General features: G+C 71.8%; 22 protein-coding genes and 1 riboswitch. Of the genes, 14 read left to right on the top strand and 8 right to left on the bottom strand.

The window, feature by feature from the left end:
* The first annotated feature begins 149 nt into the window (after window positions 1–149).
* Window positions 150–899 (top strand): SGNH/GDSL hydrolase family protein, encoded by a 750-nt coding sequence (locus EDF51_RS12810; protein WP_165901129.1) that lies wholly within the window; start codon window positions 150–152, stop codon window positions 897–899.
* Between the two features lie 170 nt (window positions 900–1,069).
* A complete protein-coding gene (locus EDF51_RS12805) occupies window positions 1,070–1,390 on the top strand; it encodes a hypothetical protein (RefSeq protein ID WP_111085292.1) in 321 nt (106 codons plus the stop codon).
* Between the two features lie 189 nt (window positions 1,391–1,579).
* On the opposite strand, the gene EDF51_RS12800 is transcribed toward EDF51_RS12805, so the two are convergent.
* Both EDF51_RS12800 and EDF51_RS12795 read right to left on the bottom strand, forming a co-directional pair.
* On the bottom strand, window positions 1,580–2,512 hold the full coding sequence (locus EDF51_RS12800; protein WP_134195150.1) for an aldose 1-epimerase family protein: 933 nt from the start codon (window positions 2,510–2,512) through the stop codon (window positions 1,580–1,582).
* Entirely contained in the window at window positions 2,509–3,354 is an 846-nt protein-coding gene (locus tag EDF51_RS12795; RefSeq protein WP_181437524.1) for a DeoR/GlpR family DNA-binding transcription regulator, read from the bottom strand. Before EDF51_RS12795 ends, EDF51_RS12800 begins: the two co-directional genes overlap by 4 nt.
* Before the next feature lie 64 nt (window positions 3,355–3,418).
* Here EDF51_RS12795 and galT point away from each other — a divergent pair, with 64 nt between their 5' ends.
* Together galT and galK are read left to right on the top strand one after the other, a co-directional pair.
* A complete protein-coding gene (gene galT, locus EDF51_RS12790) occupies window positions 3,419–4,516 on the top strand; it encodes a galactose-1-phosphate uridylyltransferase (protein ID WP_134195148.1) in 1,098 nt (365 codons plus the stop codon).
* Window positions 4,513–5,649: a galactokinase gene (gene galK, locus EDF51_RS12785; protein ID WP_134195146.1), complete on the top strand. Its 1,137-nt coding sequence runs from the start codon at window positions 4,513–4,515 to the stop codon at window positions 5,647–5,649. The genes galT and galK overlap by 4 nt, the downstream gene beginning before the upstream one ends.
* Before the next feature lie 105 nt (window positions 5,650–5,754).
* On the opposite strand, the gene EDF51_RS12780 is transcribed toward galK, so the two are convergent.
* The 3 genes from EDF51_RS12780 to glyA all read right to left on the bottom strand — a co-directional run bounded on the left by EDF51_RS12780 (window position 5,755) and on the right by glyA (window position 8,683).
* On the bottom strand, window positions 5,755–6,258 hold the full coding sequence (locus EDF51_RS12780; RefSeq protein ID WP_131921935.1) for a hypothetical protein: 504 nt from the start codon (window positions 6,256–6,258) through the stop codon (window positions 5,755–5,757).
* 206 nt (window positions 6,259–6,464) lie between these two features.
* Window positions 6,465–7,397 (bottom strand): tetrahydrofolate dehydrogenase/cyclohydrolase catalytic domain-containing protein, encoded by a 933-nt coding sequence (locus EDF51_RS12775; RefSeq protein ID WP_243837126.1) that lies wholly within the window; start codon window positions 7,395–7,397, stop codon window positions 6,465–6,467.
* Complete coding sequence (gene glyA, locus EDF51_RS12770; protein WP_134195338.1) at window positions 7,394–8,683, bottom strand: serine hydroxymethyltransferase; 1,290 nt, start codon at window positions 8,681–8,683, stop codon at window positions 7,394–7,396. The genes EDF51_RS12775 and glyA overlap by 4 nt, the downstream gene beginning before the upstream one ends.
* Before the next feature lie 68 nt (window positions 8,684–8,751).
* Window positions 8,752–8,837: riboswitch (ZMP/ZTP riboswitch) on the bottom strand.
* Between the two features lie 37 nt (window positions 8,838–8,874).
* Here glyA and clpS point away from each other — a divergent pair.
* The 8 genes from clpS (at window position 8,875) to nagA (ending at window position 15,044) form a co-directional block, all read left to right on the top strand.
* Window positions 8,875–9,180 (top strand): ATP-dependent Clp protease adapter ClpS, encoded by a 306-nt coding sequence (clpS, locus tag EDF51_RS12765; RefSeq protein ID WP_185003162.1) that lies wholly within the window; start codon window positions 8,875–8,877, stop codon window positions 9,178–9,180.
* Window positions 9,177–9,653 carry a DUF2017 family protein gene (locus EDF51_RS12760; protein WP_131846025.1) on the top strand — a complete coding sequence of 159 codons (477 nt, stop codon included), beginning with the start codon at window positions 9,177–9,179 and terminating at the stop codon, window positions 9,651–9,653. The genes clpS and EDF51_RS12760 overlap by 4 nt, the downstream gene beginning before the upstream one ends.
* Complete coding sequence (locus tag EDF51_RS12755; protein WP_134195144.1) at window positions 9,650–10,576, top strand: GNAT family N-acetyltransferase; 927 nt, start codon at window positions 9,650–9,652, stop codon at window positions 10,574–10,576. The genes EDF51_RS12760 and EDF51_RS12755 overlap by 4 nt, the downstream gene beginning before the upstream one ends.
* Window positions 10,577–10,653: 77 nt before the next feature.
* The gene (locus tag EDF51_RS12750; RefSeq protein ID WP_134195142.1) at window positions 10,654–11,079 is read left to right on the top strand and encodes a MarR family transcriptional regulator; all 426 of its coding nucleotides are present in this window, start codon (window positions 10,654–10,656) and stop codon (window positions 11,077–11,079) included.
* 100 nt (window positions 11,080–11,179) lie between these two features.
* Entirely contained in the window at window positions 11,180–12,520 is a 1,341-nt protein-coding gene (locus EDF51_RS12745; RefSeq protein WP_134195140.1) for an MFS transporter, read from the top strand.
* An 84-nt stretch (window positions 12,521–12,604) separates the two neighbouring features.
* A complete protein-coding gene (gene purU / locus EDF51_RS12740; protein ID WP_123293261.1) occupies window positions 12,605–13,465 on the top strand; it encodes a formyltetrahydrofolate deformylase in 861 nt (286 codons plus the stop codon).
* A gap of 8 nt (window positions 13,466–13,473) precedes the next feature.
* Entirely contained in the window at window positions 13,474–13,881 is a 408-nt protein-coding gene (locus EDF51_RS12735) for a YrdB family protein (protein ID WP_123936890.1), read from the top strand.
* Window positions 13,878–15,044 (top strand): N-acetylglucosamine-6-phosphate deacetylase, encoded by a 1,167-nt coding sequence (gene nagA / locus EDF51_RS12730; RefSeq protein WP_134195138.1) that lies wholly within the window; start codon window positions 13,878–13,880, stop codon window positions 15,042–15,044. Before EDF51_RS12735 ends, nagA begins: the two co-directional genes overlap by 4 nt.
* Here nagA and EDF51_RS12725 read toward each other — a convergent pair whose 3' ends face one another.
* On the bottom strand, window positions 15,045–15,347 hold the full coding sequence (locus EDF51_RS12725) for a hypothetical protein (RefSeq protein ID WP_131921940.1): 303 nt from the start codon (window positions 15,345–15,347) through the stop codon (window positions 15,045–15,047). It lies immediately after the preceding gene.
* A 124-nt stretch (window positions 15,348–15,471) separates the two neighbouring features.
* Here EDF51_RS12725 and EDF51_RS12720 point away from each other — a divergent pair, with 124 nt between their 5' ends.
* The gene (locus tag EDF51_RS12720; protein ID WP_134195136.1) at window positions 15,472–16,113 is read left to right on the top strand and encodes a DUF3592 domain-containing protein; all 642 of its coding nucleotides are present in this window, start codon (window positions 15,472–15,474) and stop codon (window positions 16,111–16,113) included.
* A 32-nt stretch (window positions 16,114–16,145) separates the two neighbouring features.
* Here the strand turns inward: EDF51_RS12720 and EDF51_RS12715 are convergent, their stop codons facing one another.
* Window positions 16,146–18,602, bottom strand: coding sequence for a GH92 family glycosyl hydrolase (locus EDF51_RS12715; protein WP_243837125.1), 2,457 nt, complete (start codon window positions 18,600–18,602; stop codon window positions 16,146–16,148).
* A gap of 126 nt (window positions 18,603–18,728) precedes the next feature.
* Between EDF51_RS12715 and EDF51_RS12710 the strand changes: the two genes are divergently transcribed.
* A complete protein-coding gene (locus tag EDF51_RS12710) occupies window positions 18,729–19,619 on the top strand; it encodes an alpha/beta fold hydrolase (RefSeq protein WP_134195134.1) in 891 nt (296 codons plus the stop codon).
* An 8-nt stretch (window positions 19,620–19,627) separates the two neighbouring features.
* Here EDF51_RS12710 and EDF51_RS12705 read toward each other — a convergent pair whose 3' ends face one another.
* Window positions 19,628–20,524 carry an SDR family NAD(P)-dependent oxidoreductase gene (locus tag EDF51_RS12705; RefSeq protein ID WP_134195132.1) on the bottom strand — a complete coding sequence of 299 codons (897 nt, stop codon included), beginning with the start codon at window positions 20,522–20,524 and terminating at the stop codon, window positions 19,628–19,630.

Here is a 20,524-nt window from a genome sequence, read left to right as displayed (position 1 = left end):
CATCCGAGGGTCGTGGGTTCGAGCCCCACGGGGCCCACACTCTCCTGAACGCCGGCTTTTCATCCGAGGGTCGTGGGTTCGAGCCCCACGGGGCCCACACACCCTTCCCTTCGGCGGCCGTCCGGACTGCGTTGTCTAAGATGTGGCGGATGGCACGACGACTCCTCCCCGGCATCGCGCTCGGAGCTATGGCTCTCGGCGTGAGCGGGCTGCTCGTCATCCTCCCGACCGTGTCGAGTGCCTGCCAGCCCGTCACGACGTCGTCGAGCGTCTCCTCCGCCGAGGTCTCCGACGCGATCGCCCCCGGCTCGCACGTGTTGATCGTCGGCGACTCGTACACCTCCGGCCGCGGCTCGACCAGCGGCATCGACGGGTGGGCACAGGACCTCGCGGCCGACCGGGACTGGAAGGCCACGATCGACGGCTACCCGGGGACGGGCTACGTCGACACCGGCCGCACCGGGTCCTCGCACTACACGTTCGGCCCCCGCCTCGAACGGCACGCCGCGACCGTCGATCCCGAGCTCGTCATCGTGCAGGGCAGCCAGAACGACTGGCTCGTGGACGCGTCGGTCCTGCAGGCCCGCGTCGAGAAGACCCTCCGCGACGCCGAGCAGACCTGGCCGGACGCCGTCATCGTCGCGCTCGGGCCATCGGCGCCGCTGCCGTGGGCGAAGTCGACGGTCGGGGTCGCCGCCTCGGTCTCCGCGGGGGCGGCGGCAGCGGGCGTGCCGTACATCGACGCGCTCGCCGGGCAGTGGTTCACCGCGGCGAACAGCCCGGGCTACGCGGCGATCGACGGCGGACACCTCAACGACGCCGGCTACCAGTACCTGGCGGACCGGGTCTCGGACTCCCTCGACGCGCTCGCTGCCTCCGACGACGAACGGTGCGCCTGACCTCGGGTTCGGGTTCGGGGTACAAGTCGTCCCCAGCTGGCTCATGGCAGATCCCCTGCCCACAACAGCCCGCGCACAGCCGACTGTTGGGCTGCCGCCGATAGTGTCGTTTCCGGATCCGATCACCGGATCCTGCAGCACCGCACCACCACGAACGAACGGGGAACACCGTGATCGAGCCCATCGAAGCCACGCAGACCAGCAGCACCGGGGACGCGCGCCGCATCGTCGAGCTCGCCGCAGCGACCAACACGACGATGAGCAACGAGCTCCTGCTCGACACGCTCCGTCGCAACGCGCAGGTCACGACCCGGCACATCCGCAAGGACTTCATCGAGGTCGCGACGGCCACCGCAGTGCTCGGCTACGTGTGCCGACAGCGCAAGGACTTCATCGCCCTGCGCGGGGACGACCCGGCCTGGGCGCACGAGGTCGGGCGCTACGCCAGCGAATCACTCGCGGTCGAGGCACTCCGCATGCGCCGCGGCTGACCAGCAGCTCCCCGCCACGAACGCCGTCCCCACACCGGGGCGGCGTTCGTGTGTCCAGTGGAGCAGCGAATCCCCGGCCGAAGCGACAGATCCACGGTCGCACCCGCGACAACCCCGCGAAAGCGACTCTGTGCCGCGAACCTTCGGCGGGACGGAGTCGCTTTGGCGGAGCCGGCAGCGTGGGGGCGATCAGGACCAGACGCGGCGGATGCCCCAGGTGCCCGTCCAGGTCTCGTCGGGCTCGAGCCACCGCAGGCCCTCGCCGGAGTTCAGGGCGTTGGCCGGAGCGGTCATCGGCTCGACCGCCACGGCCAGACCCTTCCCGTCGCTGCGGGGGTACTCCCGAGAGGTGAACACCTGCACGTACGGGAACGACGCGTCCTGCCAGAGCTGCACGCCGTCACCCTCGGGGCCGTGCAGCGTCGTGTGACGGACCCCGTCGGCATCCGGGGTGATGTCGGAGTACGCGGTGTCGAGATCGGCGTCCCCGGCACGCAGTCCCCGTCGCAGGTCGAACGGGGTGCCCTCCACCGACACGGACCCGTTCGGCACCTTCTGCTCGTCCGTGGTGAACGCAGTGGCGGCGTCGAGCGTGACGACGAGGTCATCGGCCGGGGTGTCACCGGCGCGCAGGTACGGGTGTGCCCCCACGGCGAAGGGCGCGCGGATACCGGATCGGTTCGTGATCTCGTGCGTCACCCGGATGCCGTCGTCGACGAGCTCGTGGTGCACGCGGGTCTCGAGGGTGAACGGCCAGCCGTGCTGCGGGTGGATCGTGGCTTCCTGCACGATGCCCGTCTCGGTCTGCGACACCACGCGGTACGGCGCGAAGCGGAGCAGGCCGTGCGACGCGTTGCCGTACTTCGGCTCCGAGACGTCCAGCTGCTGCCGCTTGCCGTCGAGTCCCCAGACCCCGCCGGCGACGCGGTTCGGCCACGGTACGAGCACGATGCCGTTGGCACCGGGCGGCTGCTCGGTGACGGGGAACGGCTCGGTCAGGTCGAAGCCGGCGACACGGAGTTCTCGGATGCCGGCGGCGACCTCGGTCACGACGGCCTCGACGACGCCGTCCGGTCCGGCGTGGTGCAGGCGGTACTGGCCACCGGTGGGTGCTGCGGTCATGGGGTGTGGTTCCTTCCGGCTGTGTCCTCGCCGTCCGCGACGACGACCTCGACGCCGGCCGCCCGGATCGTGGCGACCGCGTCGGCTTCGGCCTCGGCGGTGACGACGACGTCGATGTCCTCGAGCGCGCGGACGACCCCGATGTGGGCCCGGCCGAACTTCGACCCGTCCGCGACCACGACCGTACGCCGAGCCGTGGCCGCGAGCACCCGCTTCGCCTCGGTCTCGGGCAGGTTGACGTTGGTCAGACCGTGCGCGACGTCCACACCGGTGCCGCCGAGGAACACGATGTCAGCCGCGATCACCGGCAACAGGGTGTTGTTGAACGGTGCGACGAGCGAGTGCTGGAGGGGTCGGAGGGTGCCGCCGGTGACGATCACGGTGAACCGCGGCACCGCGCGCTCGAGGGCCAGGGCGGTGGTCAGCGAGTTCGTGACGACGGTGACGTCGGACAGCTCCGTGCGGGCGACGAGCGCCTCGGCGACCGCTGCCGGGGTGGTGCCGACGTCGAGCACGACGCACTCGCCGGACCGCACGAGCGCCGCGGCCGCACGGCCGATGGCGGCCTTGGCCACCTGGTGCTCGACGGCGGTCTCCTCGAAGGGGCGCTCGGTGGACCCGGCCCCGAGGCGGACCGCTCCGCCGTGCACCCGGCGGATCCGGGCCTCCTGGTCGAGGACCGCGAGGTCCTGCCGGACCGTCACCTCACTCGTGCCGAGCGACGCGGCCAGCGCGGCGGTCCGGACCATGCCGGGTGCGCCCTCGACGATGGAGACGATGCGGTCCTGCCGCAGCGGCGCGGGCAGCGATCCGGCCAGGAAGGAGAGGTCGTCGTCGGTCACGGCTCTAGTTTCGCTTGCTTCCGAAGCCTTTCGCAACGCTTCGGATCGGCGCTAGGCTGTTCCGGTGATCACCAAGCGCGTGACGAAGCTCGCGGACGGCCGCGACCTGTTCTACTTCGACGATGCGGACAGCACCCTGCCCGCTGAGCGTGCCATCGACGAGCGTGCGCTCGACCCTCGGCCCGAGACCGCGCGGATGCGGCAGGACGTCCTGACCGGCGAGTGGGTCTCCATCGCCGCGAGCCGGCAGAACCGTGCGTTCCTGCCGCCGGCCGACCAGGACCCGCTCGCGCCGCAGACACCGCAGAACCCGTCCGAGATCCCGAGCACGTACGACGTCGCCGTGTTCGAGAACCGGTCACCGTCGTTCGGTCCGGCGCTCGAAGCCGATGACGCTCCGTCCTCGCTCCAGTCCTTGTCCGACGTCGGCCTGAACCGGCAGCTCCGCAGCGTCGGCCGGTGCGAGGTCGTGTGCTTCTCCCCCGCGACCGAGGGGTCCTTCGCGTCGATCTCCGAGTCGCGTGCCCGCACCGTGGTCGAGGCCTGGGCGGACCGCACCGCCGCGCTCTCCGCCATGCCCGGCATCCAGCAGGTGTTCCCGTTCGAGAACCGCGGCGAAGCGATCGGCGTCACGCTGCACCACCCGCACGGGCAGATATACTCGTACCCGTACATCACGCCCCGCACGCAGCGCCTGCTCGACTCGATCGAGCGCTTCGGGCCCGACCTGTTCGAGCAGCACCTGGCGAACGAGCGGGCCTCGGACCGGGTCGTGCTGCAGGGCGAGCACTTCACGGCGTTCGTGCCGTTCGCCGCGCGCTGGCCCATCGAGATCCACATGCTGCCGCACCGCCACGTCCCCGACTTCGCCGGTCTGACCGAGGCCGAGAAGGACGAACTGGCTCACATGCACCTGCGCCTGACGCGGGGCATCGACGAACTCTACGGCGACCCGACCCCGTACATCGCCGCGTGGCACCAGGCGCCGGTGCACGTCGGGCGGGACACCGTGCGGCTCATGCTGCAGATCACGTCGCCGCGTCGGGCGGCGGACAAGTTGAAGTTCCTGGCCGGCAGCGAAGCCGCCATGGCCGCCTGGATCGGGGACCTCGTGCCCGAGAAGGCAGCCGAGTTCATCCGACAGGGAATCGAGCGAGCATGACGTTCCAGCAGGTCTACGGGTACGAGCCGGCGGTGCGGTACTCCGCCCCCGGCCGGGTCAACCTGATCGGTGAGCACACCGACTACAACGACGGGTACGTCCTGCCGTTCGCGATCGACCGGCGCACCACCGCGTCGATCGCCCCGCGGCCGGACCGTCTGCTGCGCGTCTCGTCCGCGTTCGACGCCGACACGGTGCTCGAACTGTCGCTCGACGACCTCGACCCGTCGAACATGACCGGATGGTCGGCGTACGTCTTCGGCATCGCTTGGGCACTCCGCGAGCAGGCCGGCGCGGACCTGTCGAACAAGACCGGGTTCGACGTCTTCATCGAGTCCGACGTCCCTGTCGGGGCCGGCCTGTCGTCCAGCGCCGCGATCGAGTGCGGCGTCGCGCTCGCCTTCAACGACCTGTGGGAGCTCGGCCTCGACCGCAAGACCCTGGCGCGCGTCGGCCAGTACTCCGAGAACCACGCCGTCGGTGCCCCCACGGGGATCATGGACCAGTCCGCTTCACTGCTCGGTGAGCAGGACGCCGTCGTGTTCCTGGACTGCCGCACGCTCGACACCGCCGTGGTCGACCTGGCGCTCGAGGCCAACGGGCTCGAGGTCCTGGTCATCGACACCCGGGTCGAGCACGCGCACGCCACCGGTGGGTACGCGGCTCGTCGGGCCTCGTGCGAGAAGGGTGCGCAGGTGCTCGGTGTCGAGGCCCTGCGTGACCTGAGCGTCGACGACCTCCCCCGTGCGCAGGATCTGCTCGACGACGAGACCTTCCGCCGCGTGCGCCACGTCGTGACCGAGGACCAGCGCGTCCTCGACACCGTCCGGACGCTGCGCGAACAGGGCCCGCGGGCGATCGGCTCGCTGCTCGTCGCGTCGCACGAGTCGATGCGCGACGACTTCGAGATCTCCGTGCCGGAACTCGACCTGGCCGTCGCGACCGCCGTCGAGCACGGTGCCGTCGGTGCGCGGATGACCGGGGGCGGGTTCGGCGGCGCGGCGATCGCGTTGGTCGACCGGGGATCGCGTGGTGCGATCACCGAGGCCGTCACCTCCGCGTTCGCAGCGGCCGGGTACCGCGAGCCGAACGTCTTCACGGTGCACGCCGCGCAGGGCGCCCGCCGCGACTGAACCTGACCGGCGGAGTTTCGCGCTCACCGACACGTCACGCGGCGCACGGCCCGTGAGGTGTCGCTGACCGCGAAACTTCGGCGCAATCCAGCGCGAGGCCGTGCGTCAGCGGGTCATGTGACCCGTGCTGACGGTGACGCCGCCCCACGGGAACCCGTGCGGGTGCAGCACCTCGTGCTGGAGCTGGTCCATCACGACGTGGCCCTGCCACACCGTGTAGACCAGCACGCCGACGACGATGCACACCGGGACGGCCAGGTACGCCGAGTACCGCACGATGTCGCCGAGGGTGCGGTGCCCGTAGCGCGCGAGCGTCGGCGGCAGGACGATCCCGACGACGACCACGAGCAGCAGCAGTGCGAGTGCGGCCGGTGCGACGTGCGCTTCGACCTGCACCGTGATGGGCGCGGTCTCCAGGACCTTGCCGCCGTTGTCGATCCAGTTGTCGTCGGCGTCGACTCCGCCGTAGCCCGTCGACGTGCTCCAGAGCACCAGGTTCGGGGACAGCACCAGTGCGACGATCCCGACGAGTACGAGTCCCCACGCACGCGGACGCAGCTTCCTGCCGGTGGCCGCCATCACGGGCGCGGTCTGGACGTTCTCCCCCATGCGGTGACCGTAGCACTGGGGGCGGCTCCGCACCCGTCCCCCGAACGCGCCGGGCGGGGGCGAGCCGCGCCTCCCGGCCGCCCGTAGACGCGACCATCCCGCCAAAGCGACAGATTCCCGCGAACTGTTCACGGGAATCTGTCGCTTTCGCGGCACGGACCGCGGCACGAACGGACGCGCGCCAGCGGCACCGAACGCCGCGCGCGCTACTTCAAGTGGCGCTCCGCAGCCTCGACCACGTTCTTCATGAGCATCGCGCGGGTCATCGGGCCGACGCCGCCGGGCACCGGCGACATGAACCCAGCGACGGACGCGACGGCGGGGTCGACGTCCCCGTGCAGCTTGGCCTTCCCCGTCTCCTCGTTCACCACGCGGGTGATGCCCACGTCGATCACGGCCGCACCGGGCTGCACCCAGTCCGGCTTGACGAGCCCGGCGACCCCGGCCGCCGCGATGACGATGTCGGCGCGACGGCACTCCGCGGCGACGTCCGCCGTCAGGGAGTGGGTCAGGGTGGCGGTGGCCTCGAGGCGGGTGAGCAGCAGACCGAGCGGCCGGCCGACCGTCAGGCCCTGCCCGATGATCGTGACGTGCGCGCCGCGGATCGGGATGTCGTACGCCTCGAGCATCGCGACGATGCCCCGCGGGGTGCAGGGCAGGGGCGCGTCGATGGTACCGGCACCACCGGGCACGGCGAGCACGAGCTCACCGAGGTTCGTCGGGTGCAGGCCGTCGGCGTCCTTCGACGGGTCCATCAGCTCGAGCATCGGCGTCGGGTCGATGCCCTCCGGCAGCGGCAGCTGCACGATGAACGCGGTGACCCGGGGGTCGTCGTTCATCTGCAGGATCGCGGCGCGGATGTCCGCAGCGGATGCCGTCGCCGGCAGGTCGATGCGGTGCGAGTCGAGCCCGATCTGCGCCGAGTCGCGGTGCTTGCCCGCGACGTAGGACAGGGAACCGGGGTTCTCCCCGACCAGGATCGTGCCGAGCCCCGGACGGATGCCGTGCTCGTGCAGCCGGTCGATGCGGACCCGCAGTTCGTCGAGGGTCCGGGCGGCGAGGGCGGTGCCGTCGATGCGGACGGCAGTGCCCTCCCCCGCCCATCGCTCGACGGGCAGGGGGCTCAGGGCGTCGCTCACGCGTAGAGGGGGAACGCGTCGGTCAGGGTCTTCACCCGGGCCGAGAGCGCTGCGATGTCCGGGTTCGGCATGAGGGTCAGCGCGATGATGTCCGCGACCTCGGTGAACTCGGCGTCGCCGAAGCCACGCGTGGCGAGCGCCGACGTGCCGATGCGGACACCCGAGGTGACCATGGGCGGACGCGGGTCGAACGGCACGGAGTTGCGGTTCACGGTGATGCCGACCTCGTGCAGCAGGTCTTCGGCCTGCTTGCCGTCGACCTCGGAGGTGCGCAGGTCGACGAGCACCAGGTGCACGTCGGTGCCGCCGGTCAGGACGTCGACGCCGGCCGCGCGGGCGTCCGGCTGCGTGAGCCGATCCGCGAGCAAGCGGGCACCGCGGATGGTGCGCTCCTGGCGGGCCTTGAACTCGGGGGTGCCGGCGAGCAGGAACGCGGTGGCCTTGGCGGCGATCACGTGCATGAGCGGGCCGCCCTGCTGGCCCGGGAAGACCGCGGAGTTCAGCTTCTTGAACAGGGTCTCGTCGTTGGACAGGATGATGCCCGAGCGGGGGCCGCCGAGGGTCTTGTGCACGGTCGACGAGACGACGTGGGCGTGCGGGACCGGGGACGGGTGCAGACCGGCGGCGACGAGGCCGGCGAAGTGCGCCATGTCGACCCAGAGCTTGGCGCCGACCTCGTCCGCGATCTCGCGGAACTTCGCGAAGTCGAGCTGGCGCGGGTAGGCGGACCAGCCGGCGATGAGGACCTTCGGCTGGTGCTCGATGGCCTTGGCGCGGATGTCGTCGTAGTCGACCTCGAACGTCTCGGGGTCGACGCCGTACGCGACGGCGTTGTAGATGCGGCCGGAGAAGTTGAGCTTCATGCCGTGGGTCAGGTGACCGCCGTGCGCGAGCTCGAGGCCGAGGATCGTGTCGCCAGCCGAGGCGATGGCGTGCAGGACGGCCGCGTTCGCGGTCGCACCGGAGTGCGGCTGGACGTTCGCGTAGGCAGCACCGAAGAGCGCCTTGGCGCGGTCGATGGCGAGCTGCTCGGCGACGTCGACGTACTCGCAGCCGCCGTAGTAGCGCTTGCCGGGGTAGCCCTCGGCGTACTTGTTGGTGAGGACGGAGCCCTGGGACTCGAGCACGGCGCGCGGCACGAAGTTCTCGGACGCGATCATCTCGAGGGTGTCGCGCTGACGGCCGAGCTCCTGCTGCAGGACGGCGGCGATCTCGGGGTCGACCTCGGAGAGCGGGGCGTTGAAGGCTGCGCGGTCGGTGTCGACGGAGCCGTCGACGGCGGGCAGATCGGTGATGGACACGGTTCTCCTACGTGGGTTGGCGACGACCGGTGGGTCGCGCACGGACGATCGGTCGGTGCAGCCCAGGCGTACGGCCGCGCACCGTGTCAGGTGTCGCTCCCCGATGGTGACCCATCCAACGCCAGTCGCGACGTGACGATCGTACCGAGCCGTCCGCCCTGTGTCACCCTGGATGCATGACGCTGACCTCGCCCGACGTGGACGAACGGACCACCCCGGACGAACGCACCAGTGCGCGCGCGGACACCCCGTGGGTCACCGTCGTGTGGGACGACCCGGTGAACCTGATGTCGTACGTCACGTACGTCTTCCAGCGGCACTTCGGCTTCGGCCGCGCGCAGGCGGAACGGCTCATGCACCAGGTGGACACCGAGGGTCGGGCCATCGTGGCGACGGGTCCGCGCGAGGCGATGGAGGCCCACGTCCAGTCGATGCACGGCTACGGCCTGCAGGCGACCGTCGACAAGGCGCCCGAAGCGTGATCCCCTTCGTCCGCCGGGCCGACGGCGTCCACCTCGGCATGTCCTCCGGCGAGCGCGGGTTGCTCACGTCCCTGACCGAGCAGCTGCGCCAGGTGCTCGACGGCGACCTGACGGCGGACCCGGTGGCCGAGCGGATGTTCCCGGACGCCTACCCGGACGACGACGACGCCAGCGCGGAGTTCCGGAAGTACACGCAGTCCGACCTGCTGGCGCAGAAGACCACGAACGCGACGACCGTGCACGAATGGCTGACGGGGACCCGCGACGGCGCCCTCGACCCGGAGGACGAGCAGGCCTGGCTCCGCACCCTGACCGACCTGCGGCTGACGATCGCCGACCGCCTCGGGATCGTCGACGCCGACGACGAGGAGCGTTCCGTCGAGGCCGACGCGGGCGTCGGCCTGCGCGACGTCTACGACTGGCTCGGCTACGTGCAGGAGCACCTGATCACGACGATGACCGACCCGCGGTGACGGTCACCTTCCGCGCGACCATCGAGGACGACCGGGAGGCCCTGCTCGCGTTCTCGACGTCGGAACCGGTCGCGTGGATCGGTCCGGACCGGTACCGCGCCGAGTCCGGCACGGACAACTACCGGCAGGGGTGGTCGTGGCTGGCCGAGCGCGACGGCCGTCCGGTGGCACGGGCGCTCTGGTGGGGTGGCGCGGACGCCGAGGTGCCGTCGACCCTCGACGACCTGCTGGTGGCTCCGGACGTGCCCGAGCGCGACCGGGTGGCGATCGCCGCCGGGTTGATCACGGCGGGGACCGCTGCGTTCGGGGCGCGACCGGAGTGGATCGTCGACGTCGCGGTGGACTGGCACGACGACCCCGACGCCGTCGCCGCGGTGTCGTGGCGCACGGCGGCCGCCCGGGCGGCAGGGCTCGGACGATCGACGGAGCGGGTGAGTGTGGCGTGGACGCCGGACCACGGAGTGCCGATGCCGTCATCGCTGCGCTTCCGGTCCGGTGACGACGACGAGTTCGTGGACCTGTTCGCCCGCGTCGCGGTGGGGAGCCTCGACGCCCACACCGTGGCCTCGGTGGACGAACTCGGCCCGCGGGGCGCCGCCGCCGACGACCTCGAGTTCTACCGCTCGCTGCCGGGGTCGCGCGACGGCTGGCGGATCGCGCTCGACCCGGACGGCCTGGTGGTCGGGTTCGTCCTGGCGACGCGGACGGCGTACGACGCGGCGATCAGTTTCATCGGCGTGCTGCCGCAGCACCGTGGGCGCGGTGTGGTCGACGGGCTGCTCGCCGAGGGGCTGCGCGTGCACGCCGAGGCCGGGGAGCCGAAGGTGGTCGGCACGACGGACGCGGCGAACACCCCGATGCGCCGGGCGTTCGAACGGGCCGGCTTCGTGGTGACGAAGCGCCGCATCGTGTTCGAGCGCTGAGCCGATCCAGAGCGGCGAGCCGGAGAACTCGCAAGGCAGCCTTGCAAGTTGTGCTGTCGAAGTAGTACCGTGCCGGTATGGAATCACCCGATCCGACCACGCTCGCCGGCGACCTGCTGACGCTCTACGGCCGGATCCGTCGCACGCTGCTGACCGGCAAGGCCGACGAGGTCACGGCGTCCCAGACCGCCGCGCTCGGCCGCCTGCTGCGGTACGGCGAGAGCACGGTCGCCGAGCTCGCCCGCGCCGAGGGCGTCCGGCCGCAGTCGATGGGCGCGACCGTCCAGGCGCTCGAGGACCTCGGCCTCGTCGAACGGCGTCCAGACCCCGCCGACGGCCGCCGTGCGCTCGTCCGCGCGACCGACCAGGGCGCCCGTGCCCGCGAGGACGCCTGGACCACCCGCACCCGCGTCCTGACCGACCGGCTCGCCGCGCTGCCCGACGCCGACCGCGCCACCGTCGCCCGAGCGATCGCGATCCTCGCCCCGCTCACCGAACGCTGACCCCGGAAGAAGCACTCCCACGTCCACCTCGACCACTCCCACCCCCGTCGCCGCCCCGGGCAGCACCGGCAGTGGCTTCGGCCCGAAGCTCCTCATCCCGGTGCTCGTCGGGCCGCTGCTCAACCCGATCAACACCACGATGGTGTCCGTCGCGCTCACGCCGATCTCCCGCGACCTGGGGATCGGTGCGGCGCAGGCGATCTGGCTCGTCGCCGCCCTGTACCTGGCGAGTGCGATCGCGCAGCCGACGATGGGCAAGCTCGCCGACCGCTTCGGCCCGAAGAAGGTGTTCCTGACCGGGCTCGTGATCGTCGGTGTCGCCGGGGTCGTGCCCGAGTTCCTCACCGGCTTCGGCGGCGCGGTGTTCGCCCGCGTGCTCATCGGCATCGGCACCTCGTCGGCGTACCCGGCGGCACTCACCACCCTCCGACAGCACTCGGCACGGATCGGGAAGCCGACCCCACCGCTCGTGCTCGGAGCGCTGTCCATCACCTCGCTCGTGTCGGCGGCGGCCGGGCCTCCGCTCGGCGGCGCGCTGATCGCCGCGTTCGGCTGGCACGCGATCTTCCTGGTGAACGTGCCCCTGGCGGCGTTCGGCATCGTCGTGGCGTCGATGTGGCTGCCGTCCGACCGTCTCCGTCCGCGTGACGACGAGGCCCTGCCCGTCCTGCAGGCGCTCGACCCGTTCGGCATGCTGCTCATGACGGGCACCGTCTCGGCGCTGCTCGTGTTCCTGCTCGACCTGTCCGCCGGCCTGTGGTGGCTGCTCGCGGTGGCGATCGTGCTGCTCGTCGCCCTCGTGCTGTGGGAGCTGCGCGCGGTCCGGCCGTTCGTGGACGTCCGGATGCTCGCTCGGAACGGCGCGCTGTCCCGCACCTACGTGCGGCTGTTCCTGACCTACCTGCTCGCGTACACGATGACCTACGGGTTCTCGCAGTGGGTGCAGGACGTCGCCGGGTACTCGAGCGACGTCGCCGGGTACATCCAGCTGCCGGCCGCGATCGTGGCCGGGGTCGCGTCGTTCGTCGTCGCGCGGAAGACCGCCGTGCGCGGACCCCTGATCGTCGCGGCCGTGGTGCCGATCGTCGGCGGGGCACTCCTGCTCTTCCTGCACACCGGGTCGCCGGTCGTGCTGCTCGCCCTGGCGCCGGCACTGTTCGGCGTCCCGCAGGCCCTGGCGTCGGTGTCGAACCAGGCGGCGCTGTACCGGCTCGTGCCCGCGTCGTACATCGGCACCGCGGCCGGGCTGTCCCGCACGGCGGTGTACATCGGGGCGATCGGGGCCTCGTCCCTCATCGGTGGCGTGTTCGGCCAGGCCCCGACCACACCGGACCTGCACGTGCTGGCGTGGGTGATCCTCGGCGTCGCGGTGCTCCTGACGATCCTGACCCTGGCCGACCGCCGCCTCCGCACGGCCGCCGCCGCCACGCCCGCTTCGTGAGCAGAAATGGTCGGGTCGCGTGACGGCACTCGACCATTCCTGCGCACGAAGCACCGCGCTCCTCACGCCCGGTACCCTGATCCGGTGACCGACCCGACCCCCACGCACTGGACCCTGACGCTCGTCTGCGACGACCAGCCCGGGATCGTGCACGCCGTCTCCGGAGCGGTCGTCGCCGCCAACGGCAACATCACCGAGTCGCAGCAGTTCTCGAGCGTCGACACGAACACGTTCTTCATGCGCCTGCAGGTCATGGCTCCGGTGGACCGTGCGACCTTCGAGGCAGCCCTCGCCCCCGTCGCCGCCCGGTACGACGCCCGCGTCCAGCTCGACGTCGTCGGTCGCCCGCTGCGCAGCCTCGTCCTCGTGTCGAAGGCCGGGCACTGCCTCAACGACCTGCTCTACCGCCAGCGCGGTGGGCAGCTGCCGATCGAGGTCCCCCTCGTGCTGTCCAACCACCCGGACCTGTCCGAGCTCGCGTCGTTCTACTCCGTGCCGTTCGAGCACCGTCCGGTCACCGACGCGGACAGCAAGGCGGCCATGGAGCGCCGTGTGCTCGAAGCCGTCGAGGAGCACGACATCGAACTCGTCGTGCTCGCCCGCTACATGCAGATCCTGTCGCCGGAGCTCTGCGCGGCGCTCGAGGGCCGTGCGGTCAACATCCACCACTCGTTCTTGCCCGGCTTCAAGGGCGCGAACCCCTACCGCCAGGCGCACGCCCGCGGCGTGAAGCTCATCGGTGCGACGGCCCACTTCGTCACGAGCGACCTCGACGAGGGCCCGATCATCGAGCAGAACGTCGTGCGCGTGGACCACACGAAGGACCCCGCCGAGCTGGTCTCCATCGGCCAGGACGAAGAGTCCCGCACCCTCACCCAGGCAGTGCGCTGGATCGCCGAGGACCGCGTCCTGCTCGACGGCGCCCGCACCATCATCTTCAAGTAGGCAGCACCATGACGAACGCCCCGCAGTCCCCCGTCGACTGGGAAGCAGTCCCCGGCCCGGCACCCGCCGGCAAGCAGCGACGGCCGTTCGACGTCTGGCGGGTGCTCCGCGTCCTGGTCTGCACGTTCGGCCTGCTCTCCCTGGCGTTCTGGGGCTACTGGTCGTGGCAGCTCCCCCTGCCCGGCTACCTGTTCATGGTCGGCGCCCCGCTGTTCGCTGCCGTCGTCTGGTACTTCTTCCGCTCGCCGGCGTCGCCGATCGAGACCGACATCGTCGGCAAGACGATCGTCGAGGTCGCCCTGGTCATCGCCGCAGGCGCGACCTGGATCTCCATCGGCCACCCGGTCGTGGGCTTCGTCTTCATCGTGGTCGCCGCCCTGAGCGGCGTGATCGCGTTCCGCAGGGAGACCGCATGACCGTCACGGGCCTCCAGGCCGGCCGGGAGGCCCAGCGCACCCTGGTGCGCGCTTCCCGCGTCGTCGACGCGGCCGGGTCCACGGCGGACGGCTGGGTCCTGCTCGCCGGTGACGTGGTGCACGCGGTCGGCTCCGGCCCCGAAGCCCCCGCGGCGGACCAGGTCGTCGACCTGGGCGACGCGGTCCTGACGCCCGGGTTCACCGACCTGCACGGGCACGGCGGTGCGACCGAGTCGTACGAGGACGACTCCTTCGCCGAGTCGCTGGCCGTCCACCGGGCCCACGGCACGACCCGGTCGGTCCTGTCCCTCGTCGCGAACCCGGTCCTCGCCCTCGCGGACTCGCTCGCGCGGATCCGTTCCGTGATGGCGACCGACCCGCTCGTGCTCGGCGTGCACCTGGAGGGGCCGTTCCTGTCCCCGCACAACAAGGGCGCCCACAACGAGTCGTTCCTCATCGACCCGTCCCCCGCAGCGGTCGACGCACTACTCGAGGCCGGCGAGGGCGTCATCCGCCAGGTCACCATCGCGCCGGAACTGCCGGGCGCGCTCGACGCCGTCCGCCGGTTCGTCGCCGCCGGGGTCACCGTCGCCGTCGGCCACACCGTCGGCACCTACGACCAGGCCCGAGCCGCGTTCGACGCCGGGGCGACGCTGCTGACCCACGCGTTCAACGCGATGCCGGGGCTGCACCACCGCGCGCCGGGGCCGATCGGTGCCGCGGTGGCCGACGACCGGGTGACGCTCGAGCTCATCCTCGACGCCGTGCACGTGCACCCGGTCGTCGCGGACACCCTGTTCCGCGCTGCTCCGGGCCGGGTGGCGCTCATCACCGACGCCATGGGTGCTGCGGGCGCAGCCGACGGCTCGTACCGGCTGGGGTCGCTCGACGTCACCGTGACGGACGGCGTCGCGCACGTCGCCGGGACCGACACCATCGCGGGGTCGACGTTGACGCAGGACGTGGCGTTGCGGAACGCGGTCTCGCTCGCCGGACGGACGCTGCCCGAGGCCGTCGCGGCCCTGACGAGCGTGCCGGCCGCGGCGCTGGGGCTCGGCGACCGACTGGGACGGCTCGCGCCGGGGTACGCGGCCGACCTCGTGGCGCTGTCCCCGGCGCTCGAGGTGCAGCGGGTGTGGGGCGGCGGGCGCGAGCTGCGCTGATCAGCGCCGGACGAGTGCCCCCGCGACGAGCCGGAGCAGCAGGGCGACCGCACCGAGCCCGGCGACGGCGACCCCGATGACGACCACGATGACGAGCCGGGTGAGGAAGTGCACCTCGGACTCGTCCTCGCGCACGCCGAGGGACGACGCACCCACGAACACGAACACCGCCGCGATGAGCAGCAGCCCCCCGATCCAGGTCGTGGCGCGCAGGGCGGCCGGTGCTGGTGGCCGGTTGCGATCGTCCGGGGTCGTCGGTCGGGCCTTGGCGCCCTCGGTCTCCCAGTCGGCGAGTTCGGTCATGGTGGTCCCCCTCTGTCGGGTCGATCGTAGGGCTTGCACGTCAGGACCAGATCCCTCCGGCCAGCGTGCTTGCCGTTCCGTCGACGCTCTTTGAGCGATCGGTGAGCGCCGTACCCTGGTTCGCGTGGCAGGGGGAAGCACGAAGGCGAAGCCGGGACGACGCGGACGACGACCGCGGAAGCGACGCCCTCGCGAGCCGCTGACATGGGTCCGGTTCTGGCGAGGCCTCCGGACGTACGCACGCGACACCTGGTCGCGCTGGTTCACGATCATCGGCGGCCTCGCCGTCCTGCTGACGGTGTTCCATCTGCCCGGCGACGTGTCCTCACTCCGGCAGAACGCCGACCTGCAGCAGCGCGGGCGAACGGCACAGGCGGTCGTCGTCGAGGTCAGGCACGAGCACCACAGCGGGTACCGGGGTGGGTCCTGGGACGAGTACTGGCCGGTGACCGAGCAGACCGTCGACGGCGACGTGTTCACGGCTTCGCTGCGCCGGTACTCCACGCGCGATCCCGGCTTCTACGAGCGTGGGCGCCGCATCGAGGTGCTCTACGATCCTGACCACCACTGGACGGTCGCGCTCGCAGGAGATGGTGCTCGCGCCGCCCTGGAGCGACAGGTGCGGAGCGCGAGCACGGTCGGAGCGGTCGGCCTCGCCCTCGTGGCCGTCGGCCTGCCGATCGAACTGCGCCGCGGGCGACGGAAGCGTCGGCGCGCGGAGACCGCGCGGCCACTCGGCACCGCGCGGCGCAGACCCCGCCGCTGACCGCACCAGCGAAGGACGAGCCTCACCCCGGGTCAGCGGTCGATCGGGCGCCCCCGAGCGCCGCTCGCCCACGTCGTGTCCGCCGTGTCCCCGACCCGGAGCGACAGCGTGCCGCCCCGGGTGACGAAGGACGCCGGCACCCACGACTTCTCGAGGGTCCGCCCGTTCAACCGCGCACCGTGCACGTACGGCGCGGTGCCGGAGGACCGGACGACGATCCGCTCCCCGCTCGACCGCCGGATGTCAACCGTGCTGAACGTCGGGCTGCCGATGAGCATCTCCGCCCGCCCCGGCGTCTGTGGGAACAACCCGATCGACGCGAAGACGTACCAGGCACTCATCGTGCCCAGGTCGTCGTTGCCCGGCAGCCCGCTCGGCCCGGTCGTGTAGGCGTCGTCGACGACCCGGCGCACGGTCTCCTGCGTCTTCCACGGTTTGCCGAGCGCGTTGTACATCCACGGCGTGTGGATGTCCGGCTCGTTGGTCGGGTCGAACTTCGTGGCGTCGCCGCCGGTCACCGCGAACGCACCAGTGCTGTCGTGGAAGAACGCGTCGAGTCGCGCGACCGCCGCGTCGTCGCCACCCAAGGCCGTCGACAGTCCCTGTACGTCCTGCGGCACGAGCCAGGTGTACTGCGCACTCGTCCCCTGCGCGAACCCGGTGCCGGTCGAGGGCGACCAGTCGGGCGTCCACGATCCGTCGGCCTGACGAGCGGCCTGGTGTCCGACGGCCGCGTTGAAGGTGTTCTTCCAGTACTCGCCACGAACGCTGAACATCCGGGCATCGGAGCGCAGCCCGAGGGAACCCGCCCAGTACCCGAGCGCACTGTCGGAGATCGAGTCCTCGAGCGTCTCGGCAGCGCCGCCCCAGCACGAGCAGTCGTCGTTCGCGGCGTACTGACGCTGCAGGTACTCGTCGAGCGCCGGGCGTTGCGCCAGGCACTGGCCCGGGCACCCGATGTCGCTCTCGGCGTCGGCGTTCTCGACGGTCGCCTGGTGCTTCAGCGAGGCGTAGGCGGCCCGCACGTCGAAGTTCCGGACCCCCATCGCGTACCAGGTGGCGAGAGTCGCGGCCGAGGGGTCACCCGTCATCACGTGCGTCGGCGCCCCGAGGTGGAGCCAGCGGTCCCACACCCCACCGTTCTGCTGGGCGAACCGCAGCATCGACTGCGCCATGTCCCCGGCGACGTCCGGCCGCAGCAGTGCGAGCAGTTGGATCTGCGCCCGGTACTGGTCCCACCCGGAGTACGTGCCGTAGACGGCGCGGTGCCCTCGGTCCATGCGGTGCACCCGCTGGTCCGGCCCCAGGTAGCGGCCGTCGCGGTCGTTCAGCGTGTTCGGCTGCATGAGCGCGTGGTACACGGACGTGTACAGCTGGGTGGTGCGGTCCGCGGTGCCGCCTCCGACGCGCAGACGCGACAGTTCGCGGTTCCAGGAGGCCCGTGTGCCGGCCGCCACACTCGCGACGGTCGAGCGCTGGGTCACCTCGCCGTCGCGGTTCGCGATCGCTCCTGCGGCGCTCACGTACGAGATGCCGATCTTCGCGTGCACCGTCGCACCGCGACGCGCGTCGAACCCGACCCACGCGCCGGAGCCGCGTCCGGCACGGTCGGCGCCGGTCAGGTAGCCCTCCCCACCGGAAGAGGACGTGCCTCCCGGTCGGACCGTGCCGTCCTGCCAGGTGCCGGTGCTCGTGAAGGCCTTGTCGAAGGTGGCCGTGAAGAACAGCCGGTAGTAGCTGCGCCGGTCGGGGTTGGTGGCCCCGCCGCCGTTCGCCCGGCGGCTGCAGAAGCCGCCGGTGAGGACGCTGCCGCTCACCGTGCGGGTGCGGGCGTCGACGCGGGTGGTCGCGGCCTCGCTGCCGTTGATCGAGTTCGAGGTCCGGAAGAGCAGGTTCGCGGCCTTCCCGGCGGGGAACGCGAACTCGCCGACGCCGGCCCGGGTGGTGACGGCGAGGTCGGTGCGGACGCCGTTGTCGAGTGCGACGCCGTAGCGCCCGGGGCTCGCGGACTCGTCGTCGTGCGAGTAGCCGGCGGCGTAGACCGCGTCGGTGCTGTCGGCCGACGGCGACGTCGTGATCGGGGTCGTGACCGGCATGATCGGCACGTCACCGGCGGCCCCCGGCGCGCAGCCGGCACCGTTCAGGTGCGTCAGGCTGAACCCGCGCAGCCGGTTCACGTCGTACGAGTAGCCGTTCGCGACCGGCGTCGAGGTCTGGTCGCCCGCGGTGCCGGTGGGACTCCACTGGAGCATGCCGAACGGTGCGGTCGCGCCGGGCCAGGTGTTGCCGTCGCCGCTCGTGCCGATGAACGGGTCGACGTACCGGGCGGGATCCGAGACAGTCCGCCCCGCCTGCGCTGCCTGCCCTGACGGCGAGGCGACGGCCGGCGCGGCGACGACCCCCGTCCCGAGCAGCGCGGCGATCGTGGCCACCGCGGCGAGCGGGAGCGGGCGGACGAGCGGGCGACGGTGCACGCGAGAACGGTTCACGTCGGCGACGCTAGCCCCCTCGGACGGGGGACGCGCGATCCGTCACCGAGCCCTCTCCTGCTGTTCACCACGGTCGGCGTGTTCGGGGCCCACAGGCGGGTTCACCGCCGCTGGTAGCGTCCGGGCATGGTGTCGACGACCGACGAACCGGCCCGAGGACGCGTCCGCGACCTGCTCGGGCTGCCGTCCCCTGACGAGCTCCGTCCGGTGGCGGTCCGCCTGGAGCCGCTCGGACGCGACGGGTCGGTGCGGTGGGCACGCGTCGAGCTGGACACGGCCGACGGCGACACCATCCCGTGCTTCCTCCTGACCCCGGACCACGGCACGGGAACGGACGTCATCGCCGTCCACCAGCACGCGGGCGACTTCACCTCCGGGAAGAGCGAGGCCGCCGGGCGGGCGGGGGATCCGACTCTCGCCTACGGCGTGGTGCTCGCTCGCAGTGGGGCCCGCGTGGTCATCCCCGATCTGATCGGTTTCGAGGAACGCCGACGCGACTGGACTGACGACCCGGCGGCCGACGAACGCCTCGACGCGCTCTTCCGTGTGGCGGACGGCAGCAGCCTGCAGGCGAAGCACTCGCGTGACATCGCCACGGTGACGTCCTGGATGATCGAGACGAGTACTGCCGACACCGAACTCGGCATCGTCGGACACTCCCTCGGCGGACAGGTGGCGCTGTTCGCACTCGCCGTGGACGCCCGACTCACGCGGGGCGTGGTCAGCTGCGGACTCGGTACGCTGGCCTCGTTCGAGGACGCTCGGATCCGCCACAACCCGGCCTGGTTCGTCCCGGGACTCACCGCCGCTGGCGACGTCCCCCTGGTCGCGTCGGCCGTTGATCAACCGGTCTTCGTCGCGGTGGGACGGGACGACGGACTGTTCCCCCTCGCCGGCGTCCGGCGCGTCCTCGACGCGTTCCCTCCGGGTGTCGCGACGACCGAGGTGTTCGACGGCGGCCACACGATGCCGGCGCGCATCACGGAAGCGGCACTCCGGCACCTGCTGCCCACGTGAACGGATGATCAGGACCCGTCGCGCACCGCGACCTGGTCCACGAAGGCCCGGACGCGAGCGTGGAACGCCGGGTCCGCCGCCGGGCCCTGCACCGGCACGACGTGCAGCCGCCGGTCACCACGGCGGAGCGCCGGTCCGACGAACACCCCCTCGGTGACGTCCGCGGCGGTGGCTGCCCAGAGGGTCGAACGAGCGCCGTCCGCAGCGGTCCGGGCCAGGCTGCGTGCGACCATGCCGCCGAGGCGCTGGGTCAGGGTCTCCGCCTGGTCGTTCATCCCCGTCGCCGCGATGCCGGGGTGCGCGATCACCGACCGGATGTCCGAACCGGCAGCACGGAGTCGTTCACCGAGGTCGACGCTCAGCGCTGCGGCCGCGGTCTTGGAGGCGGTGTACACACCGAACTGCGAGTAGTCGTCCGGACCGTCGACCCCGCCCGGACCAGGCACGCGGCGAGTGCGCTGCGACAGGTTCGAGCCGACGAGCACGACGCGGGGCGACGGCCCGCCGAGCAGCGGGAGCATCGCCTCGGCGAGCACGGCCGGCCCGACGACGTTCGTCGCCCAGGTGCGCTCGATTCCTTCGTCGGTGCGCCCGAAGGTGCCGATCGTCGCACCGGCGTTGTTGACGAGGGCGTCCACGGCGATGCCGTCCTCGGCGAGCTGCCGGGCGAACGCCGTGACGGACGCGACGGACGCGGTGTCGACGAGCCGCGCCTCCAGGTCGAGTCCCACGGGGAGGACGCGAGCCGCCTTGTCGAGGTCGCGCACCCCGGCGACGACGCGGGCGCCGGCCGAGGCGAGGGTCGTGGCGACGACGAGGCCGAGCCCACCGGTCGCGCCGGTGACCACCACGGTCCTGCCGTGCTGGTCGGGCATCGCTGCCGGTTCCCACTCGAAGCTGTCCAT

The organism is Curtobacterium sp. PhB25 (genome assembly GCF_004365375.1).
Taxonomy (GTDB): domain Bacteria; phylum Actinomycetota; class Actinomycetes; order Actinomycetales; family Microbacteriaceae; genus Curtobacterium.
The sequence above is the reverse complement of the archived record's forward strand: the minus strand, read 5'-3'. Positions and strand labels throughout refer to the sequence as shown.